Origin of the sequence: Paenibacillus glacialis, from assembly GCF_001637205.1 — a bacterium.
Lineage (GTDB): Bacteria > Bacillota > Bacilli > Paenibacillales > Paenibacillaceae > Paenibacillus_AQ > Paenibacillus_AQ glacialis.
This window is the reverse complement of the sequence record NZ_LVJH01000017.1, coordinates 150697-165691: the sequence shown is the minus strand read 5'-3', so window position 1 is coordinate 165691 and position 14995 is coordinate 150697. Positions and strand designations below refer to the sequence as shown.

Below are 14995 nucleotides of genomic sequence, written 5' to 3'. Positions count from 1 at the left end.
GGCTCGATTTTTTGGTTGTATGAGCGTTATACGACTACACAATATTCCTAATATATTATACCCAAGTTGGTTGAGCAGAGAACCGCTTCACTTCATCTTTGGCTTTCTGTTGAACCGAGTGTTCTGACGCAGGCTCCAATACAGGCTCATCTACAGTAATTCGCCAAATATCGGCACCAAGTGCTGACAATTTCTCTGCTATATGGACATATCCGCGGTCAATATGATGTACACCACTGACCTCAGTTGTACCATTCGCTACAAGCCCAAGCAAGATTAACGCTGCACCTGCACGTAGATCTGTTGCACATACTTTTGCACCATTCAATTTAGCCCGACCCGTAATAATTGCTGAACGGCCTTCTACCTTGATCTCAGCATTCATATGTTGGAATTCATCTACATGCATGAAACGATTCTCAAATACGGTCTCAGTCACTACACTAGTGCCTTCCGACACAAGTAAAAGAGACATCATCTGAGACTGCATATCTGTAGGAAACCCAGGGTAGGGAAGTGTCTTGATATCTACAGAACGTAGAGGTTGATTCGCAATGACGCGAATTCCATTCTCGTCTGGTTCAATCTTCACACCCATCTCTTCCATCTTGGAGATGACAGGACCCAAATGATCCGCAATTGCACCTTCTACATATACATCCCCACCTGTAATCGCAGCAGCTACCATATATGTACCTGCTTCAACACGGTCAGGAATAACAGTATGTTTTACACCAAACATTTTGTCGACACCTTCGATACGAATCTCTCCAGTACCAGCACCACGTACTTTGGCACCCATGCTGTTCAAGTAATTCGCCAAATCAACAATTTCTGGTTCTTTTGCTGCATTCTCGATAACGGTTGTTCCTTCTGCCATCGTAGCTGCCATCATAATATTTTCAGTGGCTCCTACGCTTGCGACATCCAAATAAATCTTGGCGCCACGTAGTCTACCGTTACTTTTGGCTTCAATAAAACCTTGCCCAAGATTGATTTCCGCTCCAAGAGCTTCAAATCCCTTCAGGTGCTGGTCAATCGGTCGTGAACCAATGGCACACCCACCTGGTAAAGAAATTCGAGTATATCCCATGCGAGTTAGCAATGGACCCATGACTAGAAAAGAAGCCCGCATTTTGCGAACATACTCATATGGCGCCTCACAAGTTGTAATTTGCTCCGCGTTCACTCGTAACACTTCGTTGTCGTAACTTACATTTACACCTAGCGATTCCAATACTTTAGTAATCGTAATCACATCGTCTAGAGGGGGGGCGTCGTAAATTGTGCTTTGCCCTTCTCCCCCTAATAGAGAGGCAGCGATGATCGGAAGAACTGAGTTTTTAGCCCCACTAACTTTTACATTTCCGATCAATCTATTGCCACCGCGGACGATAAATTTGCTCATCTTGATTCCCTCCGCGTCCGTAATTTTCCTTTTTATGCTAACTTCCTGAAAATACACTCTTATTTTCCCAACTTCCATCATAGCATTGATTATTTCAGGTGTACAAGCGTTTTTTAAAGTTACAGATTAATATCTCAGTTAACAGTTAGTTATCATTATGTTGTAAGTTCATAAAAGGTTCAAAGAAAAAAATTACTTATTCCCATTGTTGACATAAAAAAATATGATTATTCGAGATGAGTTATTGTTATAAGAGCACTGCTACATTCAAAGATTAATCCTAACAGAGATATAACCACTCATGAACCTTTTAAAACATATAACGAATCATTTGACTCCACGTCAAATAGTCCAACAGAAATCCAGCAACAAAATGACCTAGAACGATGGCCAAAAGAACCTGCAGTAACTTCCCTTGAGTTCCTTGGGGATTACGAATCACAAGATCTAACTTCAGATTCTGCAAAGCCCACCATGACAGCCAAATACAAAAAAGCGATACAACAATCGAGACCAATCCACTGACGCTTACTGCACCAGAGACCGCATTTGATATGCTTTGATTCATACCCGTTCATCTTATCCTTTCTGAATTCCAGTTCTTAACGCTATTTATACGACTCTTCCATCATACTTGCCTACATAAAAAGAATCCACTTTTGAAAACGCTTTTTTTGTAACTATTTATTTTTTTTATAAGAAACACTTGATAAAGCGTGATCGATAGCTCCTAAAAATGCCAATATCATCCTCTAATTAAAATAATGGTCAGATGATCCATTGAATGTTTGGGTGCAAAGTCAACGCATGGTCCCTTATAACAAAAAAAACAGTCAAGCTAAGAATTAGCTTGACTGTTTCTTAAAATATCTTATCTCTTGGAACTGGTATGCACGTTAATCCGATTCATGGCTTTCTTTAGGGAAAGCTCAGCACGTTGGAAATCAATATCCGCTTGATTCTTTTTCACTGCAACGATACGACGTTCTGCACGCTCTTTCGCAGCAATTGCACGTTCAACATCAATATCAGTCTCAAGCTCCGCACTTTCCGCTAAAATTACCACTTTATCTTTACGTACTTCCACAAAACCTCCACTTACTGCAATAGAGGTATATTCATTCCCTATTTTAATGCTAACCGGAGCTACCTGTAGAGGAGTTATGAATGGGATATGACCAGGTAATATACCTAATTCCCCTTCAATACCACGTACACTCACGCCATTGACCTCACCAGAGTAAGCTGCATGATCCGGCGTAACGATTTCTAATAAAAAAGTGTTCATTAATTCCCCTCCTTCAAAAGCTATTCGTAGAATAGCTTACTTCGAAAGCTTAGCTTAGCTATTCGGAGATTAACCAGCTTGGAAAGCCTTAGAATAACAGAGACAGTTTAAAGTGTCTTCGCCTTCTCAACAGCTTCTTCAATTGCCCCAACAAATAGGAATGCCGCTTCTGGAAGATTGTCATGTTTACCATCCAAAATCTCTCTAAAACTGCGGATCGTATCTTTAACTGGAACATATTTTCCTGGGAATCCATTGAACTGCTCAGCCACGTGGAATGGTTGAGACAAGAAACGTTGAATTCTACGTGCACGACCAACTGTTAATCTATCATCTTCACTCAACTCGTCCATACCGAGAATCGCGATAATATCTTGAAGTTCATTGTAACGAGCCAAGATTTGTTTAACACCTTGAGCAACGTTGTAGTGTTCTTCACCAACAATTTCTGGAGCTAGGATACGCGAACTGGAAGCCAATGGATCCACCGCAGGATAAATACCCATTTCAGAAATTTTACGTTCCAAGTTTGTTGTTGCATCCAAGTGAGCAAACGTAGTAGCTGGAGCCGGATCCGTATAGTCATCGGCAGGCACGTAGATTGCTTGAATGGAAGTAACTGAACCTTTTTTAGTGGAAGTGATACGCTCTTGCAATTGACCCATTTCTGTTGCCAATGTTGGTTGGTAACCTACTGCTGATGGCATACGGCCAAGCAATGCGGATACTTCAGAACCAGCTTGTGTGAAACGGAAAATGTTATCAATAAACAATAGCACGTCCTTACCTTCTTCATCACGGAAATATTCCGCCATCGTAAGACCAGTAAGTGCTACACGAAGACGTGCACCTGGAGGCTCGTTCATTTGACCGAACACCATAGCCGTCTTCTTAATAACGCCAGAGTCCGTCATTTCATGAAGTAAGTCATTACCTTCACGAGTACGTTCACCAACACCCGCAAACACGGAAATACCACCGTGCTCTTGCGCGATATTATTAATCAACTCTTGAATTGCTACCGTTTTACCAACACCAGCACCACCAAAGAGTCCGATTTTACCACCCTTTTGGTATGGGGCTAGAAGGTCGATAACTTTAATTCCTGTCTCAAGCATCTCAGCTTGCGTTGACAGTTCATCATAACTAGGTGCATCACGGTGAATTGGTCTTGAATCCTCAGAAACAACTTCGCCCGCATGGTCAATTGGTTCTCCCAATACGTTAAATACACGACCTAAGGTTGCTGGACCAACAGGAACAGTAATGGAAACACCTAGATCCACAACTTCCATCCCGCGAACCAATCCATCAGTACTGGACATAGCAATACAACGCACTCGGTTATCGCCTAAATGATTCGAAACTTCCAAAGTCAGGTTAATCTCTCTTCCGTTTGGCAAGACAGTCTGAATTTTAATCGCATTGTAGATTTCCGGAAGTTGACCTCTTTCAAATTCGATGTCGACAACCGCACCCATAATGCTGACAACGCGTCCTTTATTCATCTTTTGTTCCCCTCCTACAAGTTTGCTTAAGCCATAGTATTAAGATTAATATCTTGAAATAACTTACATGGCTTTGGTACGTAATTCATATTCACAATGAATCTTAGGACTGAGAATCTGCTCCAGCCACAATCTCTGATATTTCTTGTGTAATTGCCGCTTGGCGGGCACGGTTATAGGTCAACTGAAGATCTCCGATCATCTTCGTAGCATTCTTAGTTGCACTACCCATCGCCGTCATCTTCGATCCTAATTCACTAGCCTTACCATCAAGCAGGGCAGTAAAGATTAGTGTCTCTGCATATTTAGGCAAAAGCACTTCCAATACAGCATTTGCGGAAGGTTCATATTCATAAGATGCAGTCACAGCAGCATTCATATTGACGGTTACCATTGGCAACAACTGGTCAACTTCTGGAACCTGTGTCAAAGCATTCACGAAACGGTTATAGCAAATATGCAATTCATCGATATGGCCCAATTCAAAACGTTGAACTGCTGCATAAGCGATGGATTTGATATCTGCAAACAAAGGCGTGTCAGACAAGTCTGTCAGCTCTTCAACCACAGGAAGCTCTCTGCGACGGAAATACTCACGGCCCTTACGGCCAATTACGAATATTTCGTACTCATCTTTAGACTGATGACGTTCAGCAATAGTAACCATTACTTTTTTTAAAATATTTGTATTATATCCGCCAGCAAGACCACGATCAGAAGTAATAACCAAATAACCTGTTTTCTTTACAGGTCGCTTCTCAAACATCGGATGAGTGATGTCTTTCGTAGCGGATGCAATGCTGAACACCACTTCTTTAAGCTTATCTGAGTAAGGGCGGGCTGCAGCAGCCTTCTCTTGTGCTCTTCTAAGTTTGGAAGCAGCTACCATTTCCATTGCTTTGGTGATCTGTTTGGTGCTCTGTACACTCTTGATCTGACGTTTAATATCACGTAAACCTTTTGCCATATTTTCACCACCTCAAAGTTTTGACGAAGTCAAAACTAGCATCGTAAGCATTAACTTAAGTTTTGACGAAGTCAAAACTAGCATCCTAAACATTAACTTAATTTTGACGAAGTCAAAACTAGCATCGTTCATCATTTATAAATAGTGATACCGAGCCTTACGGCCCGGTTATATAGTTTACGCCGATACGGAGAATCCTTTTTTGAACGTCGCAATAGCTTCCTTCAAAGCAGCCTCGTTGTCAGCAACCAGGTCCTTCGTATCCCGAATAGATTGAGGGATTTCAGGATGATTACTTTCTACGAAAGCAACGAATTCTTTCTCGAAACGACGGACATCTGCGACAGGAATATCATCCAAATGACCCTTAACAGCTGAATACAAGCTAATAACTTGTTGTTCTACCTGCATTGGTTGGTTAACACCTTGTTTAAGAATCTCCATCAGTCTAGCACCACGATTTAGGCGTGCTAATGTTGATTTATCCAAATCCGATCCAAATTGGGAGAACGCTTGAAGCTCACGGTATTGAGCAAGGTCAAGCTTCAAACCACCTGCGACTTTTTTCATCGCTTTGATCTGTGCTGAACCCCCTACACGTGATACGGATACCCCAACATTGATAGCGGGACGTTGGCCCGAATAGAACAGTTCAGATTCCAAGAAAATCTGACCATCCGTAATCGAGATTACGTTCGTTGGGATGTAAGCAGCTACGTCTGATGCTTGTGTCTCAATGAACGGAATTGCCGTTAAGGAACCTCCACCCATTGCATCGCTCAATTTAGCTGCGCGTTCCAGCAAGCGAGAGTGAAGATAGAAAACATCCCCTGGATAAGCTTCGCGACCTGGTGGACGACGAAGTAGCAAGGAAAGTTCACGATAAGCAGAAGCTTGTTTCGTTAAGTCATCATAAATAATGAGCGCATGCTCACCTTTATACATGAAATATTCACCCATAGCACAACCTGCATATGGTGCAATGTAAAGTAGTGGTGATGGATCTGAAGCAGCTGCAGTAACAATGATTGTATATTCCAATGCGCCATGGCGACGAAGTGTTTCTACTACTTGTGCTACGGTAGATTGCTTCTGACCAATAGCGACATAGATACATTTCACACCATTACCCTTTTGGTTAATAATCGTATCAATTGCAATCGCAGTTTTACCTGTTTGACGGTCACCAATCATTAGCTGACGTTGTCCACGGCCAATTGGTACCATTGCATCAATGGCTTTAATACCTGTTTGCATTGGCTCATGTACCGATTTACGATCAATAACGCCTGGTGCATTATTCTCTACAGGACGGAATTCAGTTGCAGCGATTGGACCTTTACCATCAAGTGGTTCTCCAAGAGCATTAACGACACGTCCGAGCAAGGCTTCACCAACGGGAACCTGCATAATCTGACCTGTACGTTTAACTTGGTCACCCTCTTTAATCTCGGTGTAACGACCTAGAATAACAACACCTACGTTGCTTTCTTCCAAGTTGAGTACCAATCCGACAACACCATTGGAGAATTCCAATAGCTCACCGGACATTGCATTCTCAATTCCATGCACGCGTGCTATACCATCACTTACTTGAATGACAGTACCTACTTCAGCGACTTCAATGTCAGATTTATATTGTTCAATTTGACTTTTAATAAGTGTACTGATTTCTTCAGGTTTGATACTCAATATTTTCACCCCTATCTACTATGCTTGTCATTAAATGATTTTTCAAGACGCGCAAGCTTACCGGATATACTACCGTCATACAGCGTATCACCGATCACAACCTTCAATCCTCCAAGTAGGCTCTTATCGATAACGTTATTTACACGAATCGTTTTGTGCGCAACTTGGCCAAATTCAGCCGCCACTGCTTCTTTTTCTTTTTCATCTAACGGATACGTTGAATAAACAATAGCATCCGCCATCCCTAGGCTTTCACCTCTGAATTTGATGTAATTTTCTAGAAGATCAGGGAATATATCAGTTCTCCGCCGTTTCACAAGTAGATCCACGGTATTTATCACAGACTGTGACAGCTTGCCCTGAAGAGCTCCATTGAGCGCATTCATTTTATTAGAATCGGAAATATTCGGCGTAGTTAAGAAAACTCCAATCTCTTTATTCGATTGAATGGCTTCTACAACTGCCTTCAAATCCTGTTCAACTTCAAGCGTTGCCTGCTCCTGTGAGGCCACTTCAAACAGTGCTTTTGCATACCGTTTAGCGACTACCGTATCGCGACTCATGATTTGCCCCCTACCTCTTTGAGGTATTGGTCCACAAGTTGTTCTTGCGTATTATCCATATTGACTTCTTTTTCAAGCAATTTGGATGCGATTTTTACTGAAACAGTACCAATTTCGCTTCGCAATGCTTCCACAGCCTTGTTCTTTTCGCTTTCAATATCGCGTACAGCCTCAGACTTAAGACGTACCACGGCGTTGCTAGCTTCTTCAAGAATCTGTTCCGCTTGCTTACTACTTGTCTGTTTAGAGCGTTCTACGATTTCATAAGCTTCTTTACGAGCTTCATTCAACGCAGCCTTCTGATCTTCAACATATTGAGTTGCTTGTTCTTTCGTTTGTTTAGCATCTTCTAATTGTTTTAGAACGAGTACACGACGTTGCTCCATAATGTTAAATAACTTGTCAAAAGCATATCTACTAAGCGCCCAATATAGAACGATAAATGAGACAATAGATATGACGATAGTCTCCCAATGAAGATCCACTGAAGTCACTCCTTTCTGTTAGCACGAAGTGCGAATTACCACCATAAACGTTTCAAGTCATCTACTGATGCATTGCGTTTATCAAAAAGAAACTACAGTACATATAAATTCAATTTATACGTACTGATGATTTGAACAAAACGAAGGCGTGGATGGCATCGGCCCTCCCCGCCAACCAATACTATTTACGTGAACATGATCAAGAAAGCGATAACTGTTGCTGCCAACGGAATAACTTCGACGATACCAACACCGATAAACATCGTTGTTTGTAGTGCGTTACGAGCCTCTGGTTGACGAGCGATAGATTCAACTGTCTTACTAACGATCATACCATTACCTAAACCTGCACCAAGTGCCCCTAAACCAACTGCGATAGCTGCTGCTAAAAATTCCATTATAAAATATCCTCCTTAAAATCTTCTTATTATTTTGTGTAATATAATATCTTCTGCGCAAAGAATGGAATCTTTTCGCTGAAGTTAATTAATGTTCTTCATGAATCGTTGTTTGAGCGATGTAAACCATACTCAGAATTACAAATATGAAGGCTTGTAATGCGCCTACGAATATACTGAATCCTTGCCAAACCGCAAGAAACGGAATCCCTATGATACCTAACTTCAGGATAACGGTAATCAGTACTTCCCCAGCGAATATATTAGCGAACAACCGGATTGCAAGAGCAATTGGCTTAGCTAAGTTCTCAATAATATTCAATGGAAGGAAAATCGGAAACGGTTCGATATAATGTCTCAAATAATATTTGCGGTTATGTTTAAGCCCAAGATAGTTCATTAAGATGAAAATAACGATTGCAAGACCAGCAGTCATGTTAATGTCTGCAGTTGGTGATTTCCACCAAAGAATCTCAGCATGCTCGCCAGCTCCTAAATTTCTTGTGGCTTCAATAACGTAACCAAAGATTTCTGTAGGGCCGTTTGCTTCAGTAATGATAGAAAACGGTAGTCCTAACAAGTTAGATACAAAAATGAATAGAATTAGTGTAAGTCCTAATGATATATACTGCTTACCCTTCTTCAAATCCATTGCGCTTCCGATCAGACTCTGAACAAATTCCACAACCCACTCCATAAAATTCTGTAGCTTGGAAGGGTTTTCTACTGATAGATTACTAACGCAGAGTCTAACGAACACGAATACAACAATCATACTCACCAACAGCATAGAAATGGCGGATAGATCGAGACTCAGTCCCCCAACATGGATAATCGGATGTTCATGCATTGAAATGTATTTCCTCCTTTCGCTTAATATTTAAATTTTCTTTTTCACACTCAAATATATACCTACAGGAATGGTCAAAAGCTGTGGTAAGAAGAGTCCAGCGATGGTTAGTTCCAATGAAAAATGTTCGATCTTCACTGAGAACATCACAACTAGAATTGCGAAACTAATTCGGCTTATAAAGCCTAGGCTAAATGACCTCGACTCTTGCGTTGCAACGGCACGTGCAACTTTCCGGGTTTTAGCTCCAAGATGGCGAACACTTACCAAACCTCCTACCAGTCCTAAGACCATACCCAGCGTATAAATCCTGGTTTCCGGATGAAGGGCCCATCCCAACAACAATCCTGCCATAATGACCAATGTCATTCTTGTGACACCCTTCACAATGGAAGCTATATCATCCATCTTGTTCCCCCATCATTTTTTTGATCAACATGACAATATGAAAGGAACCTAACACTAAACCTGAAATCGTACCAATTGCGATCCAATATCTTGGTCCTTCCACCATACTCACCAACCATCTCGCTGTAAAAAAACCAATGAGAATATAGGTAGCAAGAATGCCTCCGGCTCCACCAATATATAGAGCCATAAACCATGGATTATCTTTGCGTTGTGGGTTGTCCATAGCATTAATCCCAACTAATTTTACTGAATGACTGAAGAGTTTGTCAATCAAACGTTTTCATCGCATTAAAGCGTGAAAATGAGTTAATTCCAATGTCGCAAAGCGAGCAAAACCACGGAAACCGTACAGTATAACTGTACACTATTCTATGGATATAAATATAACACTAACTCACCCTTTTGTGAACATTCTGTGAAACTCTTCAGGACGTTCGCTTTCTAATCCGAAATTGTGAAGAATCGCATTGACAATTCTTTCTGAAGCTTTTCCATCACCATATGGGTTGGCAGCTTTACTCATAGATTCATAGACGACAGGATCCGTTAACAATCGCTTAGTCCATTCATACACCTTCTCCTCGTCCGTGCCCACCAATTCTAGTGTTCCTGCTTCAATTCCCTCAGGACGTTCTGTCGTATCACGAAGCACAAGGACAGGTACACCAAAGGATGGTGCTTCTTCTTGTAGTCCTCCAGAATCAGTTAGAATCAAATGCGTATGTGGATAGAAATTATGTAAATCCACAACATCCAACGGTTCGATCAGTTTGATCCGAGGGTGGCTCCCTAGAATCTCATGTGCTGGGTCCTTGACAGCAGGACTAGGATGAACAGGATATACAATAGCTACATCTTCGAATTCATCAGCAATTCGTTTAATCGCATTAAAAATTTGACGATGTGGCTCCCCCTGAGACTCCCTGCGATGTGCTGTCATCAGAATAAGTCTTTTACCTGATGCCCAATCCAATACAGGATGTTCATAATCGGGTTGTACAGTATATTGAAACACATCTGTGACTGTATTTCCTGTGATATAAATGCTTGACTTTGATTTGTTTTCAGAAAGCAAATTATTTGCAGACATATCTGTAGGAGAAAAGTGAAGGTCAGCAATAACTCCAGTCAACTGACGATTCATCTCCTCAGGGAAAGGTGATTGCTTATTCCATGTTCTTAACCCTGCCTCTACATGCCCTACTTGAATCTGTTGCATAAATGCTGCATAACTAGCGAGGAAGGTCGTCAATGTATCTCCATGCACGAGTACAATATCAGGCTTAGCTTCGCGAAGCACAGGTTCAAGCCCTGCCAATACACGAATTGAAATTTCATTCAGTGTCTGACTTTCCTTCATAATGTCCAGATCATAATCGGGATGGATCTTAAATACATCTAGCACTTGATCTAGCATCTGACGATGTTGTGCCGTTACACAAACAACTGATTCAATTCTGTCCGAGTGTTTCTGCAATTCAAGAATGAGTGGAGCCATCTTAATCGCTTCAGGACGAACTCCGAAGATCGTCATCACTTTTATCTTTGACATAAATGGAATACCTCTCTTTTCTTACTTTGTTCCGTATAGACGGTCTCCTGCATCCCCTAATCCAGGGATAATATATCCATGATCATCCAACCGTTCATCTAATGCTGCTACATAGATGTCTACATCAGGATGAGCATCCTGTACAGCCTTAACACCTTCTGGTGCAGCAATGAGATTCATCATTTTAATCTGAGTGCAGCCACGTTTCTTCAGAACATCAATGGCAGCGATTGCGGAACCGCCTGTTGCAAGCATAGGATCGATCACAATTAATTCACGTTCCGTAACATCCGTTGGTAACTTTGTATAGTATTCTACTGGTTGCAGTGTGTCAGGATCGCGGAATAATCCAACGTGACCCACCTTTGCTGCAGGAAGCAACTTTAGTACGCCATCCAGCATTCCAAGTCCAGCCCGTAGGATTGGAACAAGTCCTAACATGCGCCCAGAAATGACACGACTTTCTGTCGTCGCCACTGGTGTCTGCACTGTAACAGTCTCTAGTGGGACATCTCGTGTAATTTCATATGCCATTAAAGTAGCTACTTCATCAACAAGTTCTCGAAAATCCTTAGTATTAGTCTCTACATCACGAATAAAAGTAAGCTTGTGTTGAATCAAAGGGTGATCACAAATCACCAATTTCCCTTGTCCCATGGTAAGTCCCTCCGGTTAATTCATATGTCTTATTGTTGTCTGATCACTGCTATTTCAACTTCAAATCTTGTCTATTATAGCATTCTGAAAAAGGAATTTGCACCCACTTAGATCGAAGTAAAGCATAACCGGGGAAACCATCTCAGAATATTGATGGATTCACGCTGATTTAACGATATTATTTTGGTGGATTGTTATACATCCCGTTGCGTAAAATAGGGATTCCATACGTTTCGTTTATAATATACCCACATATGATTCTCAACTTACTGCATCCCTCAAAACACATTCTTATATCTACGTTCTATTTCTCACATAGTTTCATCATATTCATCGAAAACATTCATCGAAAACTAAGCATTCTTTAATGAAGTTTGTTTTTCGACAATATTTGCAAGAAAGAAGGACCGGAGAAACTTCTCCAGCCCTTCTAAATAACCTTTGCAATTCTTAATATTTCAAATCGGAATATAGCGGGTATTGATCTGTTAACTCAGTTACACGCGCAGTAGCTTGCGCTAATACCGCTTCATTGTCTGGGTTCTTAAGCGTTAGAGCAATGATCTTCCCAATTTCAACCATAGCCTTCTCATCCATGCCACGTGATGTTGCAGCCGGAGTACCCAGACGGATACCACTCGTTACGAACGGGCTTGTCGGGTCAAACGGAATCGCATTCTTATTTACAGTAATACCAATTGAATCGAGTACCTTCTCTGCCAATTTACCCGTAATATTCACACTACGTGTATCAATTAACATCAAGTGGTTATCCGTGCCACCTGAAACGATGTTCAATCCTTCACTGATTAACGTCTCAGCCAACACTTGAGCGTTCTTAACAACGTTCTGCGCATAAGTTTTAAATGTTGGGTCCAATGCTTCCTTAAGAGCTACAGCTTTAGAAGCGATAACATGCATTAAAGGTCCACCTTGCGATCCTGGGAATACAGCCTTGTCAATTGCTTGCGCCCATGGTTGCTTACAGATAATCATTCCTCCACGAGGACCACGAAGTGTTTTGTGTGTTGTTGTTGTCACAAAATGTGCGTGCGGTACAGGACTCGGATGAACTCCTCCAGCAACTAATCCTGCAATATGAGCCATATCCACCATGAATAGCGCTCCTACATCATTAGCAATGGAAGCAAGAGCTTCAAAATCAATGGTACGTGGGTATGCACTTGCACCCGCTACAAGTAAACGAGGACGATGTTTGAATGCTAATTTACGCACTTCATCATAATCAATTAAGAAAGTATCTTCTTGAACACCGTAAGGAACAAAGTTATACAACAAACCCGAAGCATTAACCGGACTTCCGTGTGTTAAATGTCCGCCGTGAGCAAGATTCATACCCAGTACAGTATCTCCAGGTTGAAGAGCCGCAAGATAGACTGCCATATTCGCCTGTGCACCAGAATGCGGCTGTAAGTTAACATGCTCAGCACCAAACAATTCTTTTGCACGATCACGAGCGATGTCTTCTACGATATCGACATGTTCACAACCGCCATAATATCTTTTACCCGGATATCCCTCTGCGTATTTATTCGTTAGTACGGAACCCATAGCTTCCATAACTGCTTCACTCACAATATTCTCCGAAGCGATAAGTTCAATATTATTGCGTTGACGCTTAAGTTCCAAGTTCATAGCCTCTAATACTGCTGGGTCATAATTGCGTAATTGTTCCATGATAATGTTCCTCCTAAAAGTTTTTGTGTGTTACTTCATGAATAATCTTCAAAAAAACTTGCATCGAAAGCATATTACTTTAAAGTTTTTTTGTTCAATCCATAACCAGTGCTAGAATCACCGCTACGATAACGAATTGTCCTTCCGATCGCGGTTGCCCTCTGATTTCTTGATTGTATACCGCCTATGCGGTTGAAATCATAGGGCAAGCTTATGCTTTCGTAGTAGCTTTCCTACGGAAAGCTTGTAGGCGAACGCTTTCGCTTCTTCAGGACAATTTCGTCACCCTCGCTACCTCCTGCTAGTACTGACTATGGATTGGATCCATTTTTTACTCGTCACTGCATTTCACTTTTATAGTTAATCACAAGAATGAGAATTGCCTTGCGAAATGGAAGATTCCTCTTCCAATCGATATTGCGCTCGTTCGCCGCCAATCAGCTTCGGACGAGTATACGCAGCATTCACGCGGGCATGCCCTATATAACGAATGCTAGGACGAAAAGGTACCGCTACATGCCGTATGTGCATCCCAATCATAGTCTCACCGATGTCGATTCCAGCATGAGCTTCCACGCTTTCAGCAAGGCAAGGATTCGACATTTTCCGATAAGCAGCAGAAGCCATTGAACCTCCTGCCGTAGGATAAGGAATCGCAGCCACTTCAGTTAAACATAGTTCTTCCAAAAGAGTCCGCTCTATCACTAACGACCTATTCAAATGCTCACAACATTGAAACACCACATGAAATCCATACTCTTCTCGAACCTCTTCAATACCAAGAAGCAATTCGATTGCTACTTCCAATGCCCCTGCTGTGCCTATACGACTACCCGCTACTTCACTGGTACTCGTACCGACCACGAGTACCTTCCCCGCACCTAGATGAGCAACCTCAACAATTTCACGCAATACTAGTGCTACTTGCTCTTTAAGAGAACCACCTGCTGATATCGAACTTTGATCCATGAAGAAATCCTCCTCAGCCTTGCAGATACCGATCTTCGATAAGCTTGATTTTGTTCACACGGTTTACATGGCGCTCTTCTCCACTGAACTCCGTAACAAGCCATTCCTTAACGATTTCACAAGCTAAGCCAGGACCAATGACACGCTCTCCGAGTGCGAGTACATTTGTATCATTATGTTCTCGTGTCGCCTTAGCAGAGAATGTATCGTGGACAAGTGCGCACCGAATGCCAGGAACCTTATTAGCCGCAATACTCATACCAATACCCGTCCCACATACTAATATCCCTCGGTCTACTTCACCCGAAATAACCTGTTCACAAACAGGAAGAGCATAATCCGGGTAATCAACAGCATCCGAGCAATCACAACCTACATCCACAACGACGTGCCCCAATTTCTCAATAACACTCTTGATGTCCTGTTTCAAGCGAATACCACCGTGATCTGTCCCTAAAGCAATCCTCATCTGTCGAAAAACCTCCTAATTATTCCTCTTTTGTCTTGTACCATTATACCTCAAATGAGCCAAAAGACGAAAAAAGAGCA

17 protein-coding genes are annotated in these 14995 nt (G+C 41.8%); all 17 read right to left on the bottom strand.

All coding sequences use genetic code 11. The features are described 5' to 3' along the window. Positions 1 to 55: 55 nt before the first annotated feature. The 17 genes from murA to rpiB all read right to left on the bottom strand — a co-directional run bounded on the left by murA (position 56) and on the right by rpiB (position 14915). The gene (murA, locus tag PGLA_RS10620) at positions 56 to 1408 is read right to left on the bottom strand and encodes a UDP-N-acetylglucosamine 1-carboxyvinyltransferase (protein WP_068532347.1); all 1353 of its coding nucleotides are present in this window, start codon (positions 1406 to 1408) and stop codon (positions 56 to 58) included. A 310-nt stretch (positions 1409 to 1718) separates the two neighbouring features. Continuing rightward, positions 1719 to 1976, bottom strand: a complete 258-nt coding sequence (locus tag PGLA_RS10615) for a DUF1146 family protein (RefSeq protein WP_068532343.1) — start codon at positions 1974 to 1976, stop codon at positions 1719 to 1721. A 303-nt stretch (positions 1977 to 2279) separates the two neighbouring features. After that, on the bottom strand, positions 2280 to 2696 hold the full coding sequence (locus PGLA_RS10610) for a F0F1 ATP synthase subunit epsilon (RefSeq protein WP_068532341.1): 417 nt from the start codon (positions 2694 to 2696) through the stop codon (positions 2280 to 2282). A gap of 107 nt (positions 2697 to 2803) precedes the next feature. Beyond that, a complete protein-coding gene (atpD, locus tag PGLA_RS10605) occupies positions 2804 to 4204 on the bottom strand; it encodes a F0F1 ATP synthase subunit beta (RefSeq protein WP_068532336.1) in 1401 nt (466 codons plus the stop codon). A gap of 103 nt (positions 4205 to 4307) precedes the next feature. After that, positions 4308 to 5171 (bottom strand): ATP synthase F1 subunit gamma, encoded by an 864-nt coding sequence (atpG, locus tag PGLA_RS10600; RefSeq protein ID WP_068532334.1) that lies wholly within the window; start codon positions 5169 to 5171, stop codon positions 4308 to 4310. Positions 5172 to 5348: 177 nt separating this feature from the next. After that, positions 5349 to 6863 (bottom strand): F0F1 ATP synthase subunit alpha, encoded by a 1515-nt coding sequence (atpA, locus tag PGLA_RS10595; RefSeq protein WP_068532332.1) that lies wholly within the window; start codon positions 6861 to 6863, stop codon positions 5349 to 5351. 11 nt (positions 6864 to 6874) lie between these two features. After that, positions 6875 to 7426, bottom strand: coding sequence for a F0F1 ATP synthase subunit delta (locus PGLA_RS10590; RefSeq protein ID WP_068532331.1), 552 nt, complete (start codon positions 7424 to 7426; stop codon positions 6875 to 6877). Beyond that, positions 7423 to 7911, bottom strand: coding sequence for a F0F1 ATP synthase subunit B (atpF, locus tag PGLA_RS10585; RefSeq protein WP_068532329.1), 489 nt, complete (start codon positions 7909 to 7911; stop codon positions 7423 to 7425). The genes PGLA_RS10590 and atpF overlap by 4 nt, the downstream gene beginning before the upstream one ends. A 185-nt stretch (positions 7912 to 8096) precedes the next feature. Beyond that, on the bottom strand, positions 8097 to 8309 hold the full coding sequence (gene atpE / locus PGLA_RS10580; RefSeq protein ID WP_036699216.1) for a F0F1 ATP synthase subunit C: 213 nt from the start codon (positions 8307 to 8309) through the stop codon (positions 8097 to 8099). A gap of 88 nt (positions 8310 to 8397) precedes the next feature. Then, entirely contained in the window at positions 8398 to 9159 is a 762-nt protein-coding gene (gene atpB, locus PGLA_RS10575) for a F0F1 ATP synthase subunit A (protein WP_068532327.1), read from the bottom strand. Between the two features lie 30 nt (positions 9160 to 9189). Next, positions 9190 to 9567, bottom strand: a complete 378-nt coding sequence (locus PGLA_RS10570) for an ATP synthase subunit I (RefSeq protein ID WP_068532325.1) — start codon at positions 9565 to 9567, stop codon at positions 9190 to 9192. Further along, positions 9560 to 9793: an ATPase F0F1 gene (locus PGLA_RS10565; protein ID WP_068532323.1), complete on the bottom strand. Its 234-nt coding sequence runs from the start codon at positions 9791 to 9793 to the stop codon at positions 9560 to 9562. The genes PGLA_RS10570 and PGLA_RS10565 overlap by 8 nt, the downstream gene beginning before the upstream one ends. Positions 9794 to 9964: 171 nt before the next feature. Beyond that, positions 9965 to 11122, bottom strand: a complete 1158-nt coding sequence (gene wecB, locus PGLA_RS10560) for a non-hydrolyzing UDP-N-acetylglucosamine 2-epimerase (protein WP_068532321.1) — start codon at positions 11120 to 11122, stop codon at positions 9965 to 9967. A 21-nt stretch (positions 11123 to 11143) separates the two neighbouring features. Next, entirely contained in the window at positions 11144 to 11779 is a 636-nt protein-coding gene (gene upp / locus PGLA_RS10555) for a uracil phosphoribosyltransferase (protein WP_068532319.1), read from the bottom strand. 450 nt (positions 11780 to 12229) lie between these two features. Further along, the gene (gene glyA, locus PGLA_RS10550; protein WP_068532317.1) at positions 12230 to 13480 is read right to left on the bottom strand and encodes a serine hydroxymethyltransferase; all 1251 of its coding nucleotides are present in this window, start codon (positions 13478 to 13480) and stop codon (positions 12230 to 12232) included. A 357-nt stretch (positions 13481 to 13837) separates the two neighbouring features. Beyond that, positions 13838 to 14446 (bottom strand): TIGR01440 family protein, encoded by a 609-nt coding sequence (locus tag PGLA_RS10545; protein ID WP_068532315.1) that lies wholly within the window; start codon positions 14444 to 14446, stop codon positions 13838 to 13840. A gap of 13 nt (positions 14447 to 14459) precedes the next feature. After that, positions 14460 to 14915 (bottom strand): ribose 5-phosphate isomerase B, encoded by a 456-nt coding sequence (gene rpiB, locus PGLA_RS10540; RefSeq protein WP_068532313.1) that lies wholly within the window; start codon positions 14913 to 14915, stop codon positions 14460 to 14462. Positions 14916 to 14995 lie beyond the last annotated feature (80 nt).

Bases quoted from the DNA above. Each gene is read 5' to 3' on its own strand.
- murA (WP_068532347.1), bottom strand. From the start codon at position 1,408: ATGAGCAAATTTATCGTCCGCGGTGGCAATAGATTGATCGGAAATGTA.
- PGLA_RS10615 (WP_068532343.1), bottom strand. From the start codon at position 1,976: ATGAATCAAAGCATATCAAATGCGGTCTCTGGTGCAGTAAGCGTCAGT.
- PGLA_RS10610 (WP_068532341.1), bottom strand. From the start codon at position 2,696: ATGAACACTTTTTTATTAGAAATCGTTACGCCGGATCATGCAGCTTAC.
- atpD (WP_068532336.1), bottom strand. From the start codon at position 4,204: ATGAATAAAGGACGCGTTGTCAGCATTATGGGTGCGGTTGTCGACATC.
- atpG (WP_068532334.1), bottom strand. From the start codon at position 5,171: ATGGCAAAAGGTTTACGTGATATTAAACGTCAGATCAAGAGTGTACAG.
- PGLA_RS10590 (WP_068532331.1), bottom strand. From the start codon at position 7,426: ATGAGTCGCGATACGGTAGTCGCTAAACGGTATGCAAAAGCACTGTTT.
- atpE (WP_036699216.1), bottom strand. From the start codon at position 8,309: ATGGAATTTTTAGCAGCAGCTATCGCAGTTGGTTTAGGGGCACTTGGT.
- atpB (WP_068532327.1), bottom strand. From the start codon at position 9,159: ATGCATGAACATCCGATTATCCATGTTGGGGGACTGAGTCTCGATCTA.
- PGLA_RS10570 (WP_068532325.1), bottom strand. From the start codon at position 9,567: ATGGATGATATAGCTTCCATTGTGAAGGGTGTCACAAGAATGACATTG.
- PGLA_RS10565 (WP_068532323.1), bottom strand. From the start codon at position 9,793: ATGGACAACCCACAACGCAAAGATAATCCATGGTTTATGGCTCTATAT.
- wecB (WP_068532321.1), bottom strand. From the start codon at position 11,122: ATGTCAAAGATAAAAGTGATGACGATCTTCGGAGTTCGTCCTGAAGCG.
- upp (WP_068532319.1), bottom strand. From the start codon at position 11,779: ATGGGACAAGGGAAATTGGTGATTTGTGATCACCCTTTGATTCAACAC.
- PGLA_RS10545 (WP_068532315.1), bottom strand. From the start codon at position 14,446: ATGGATCAAAGTTCGATATCAGCAGGTGGTTCTCTTAAAGAGCAAGTA.
- rpiB (WP_068532313.1), bottom strand. From the start codon at position 14,915: ATGAGGATTGCTTTAGGGACAGATCACGGTGGTATTCGCTTGAAACAG.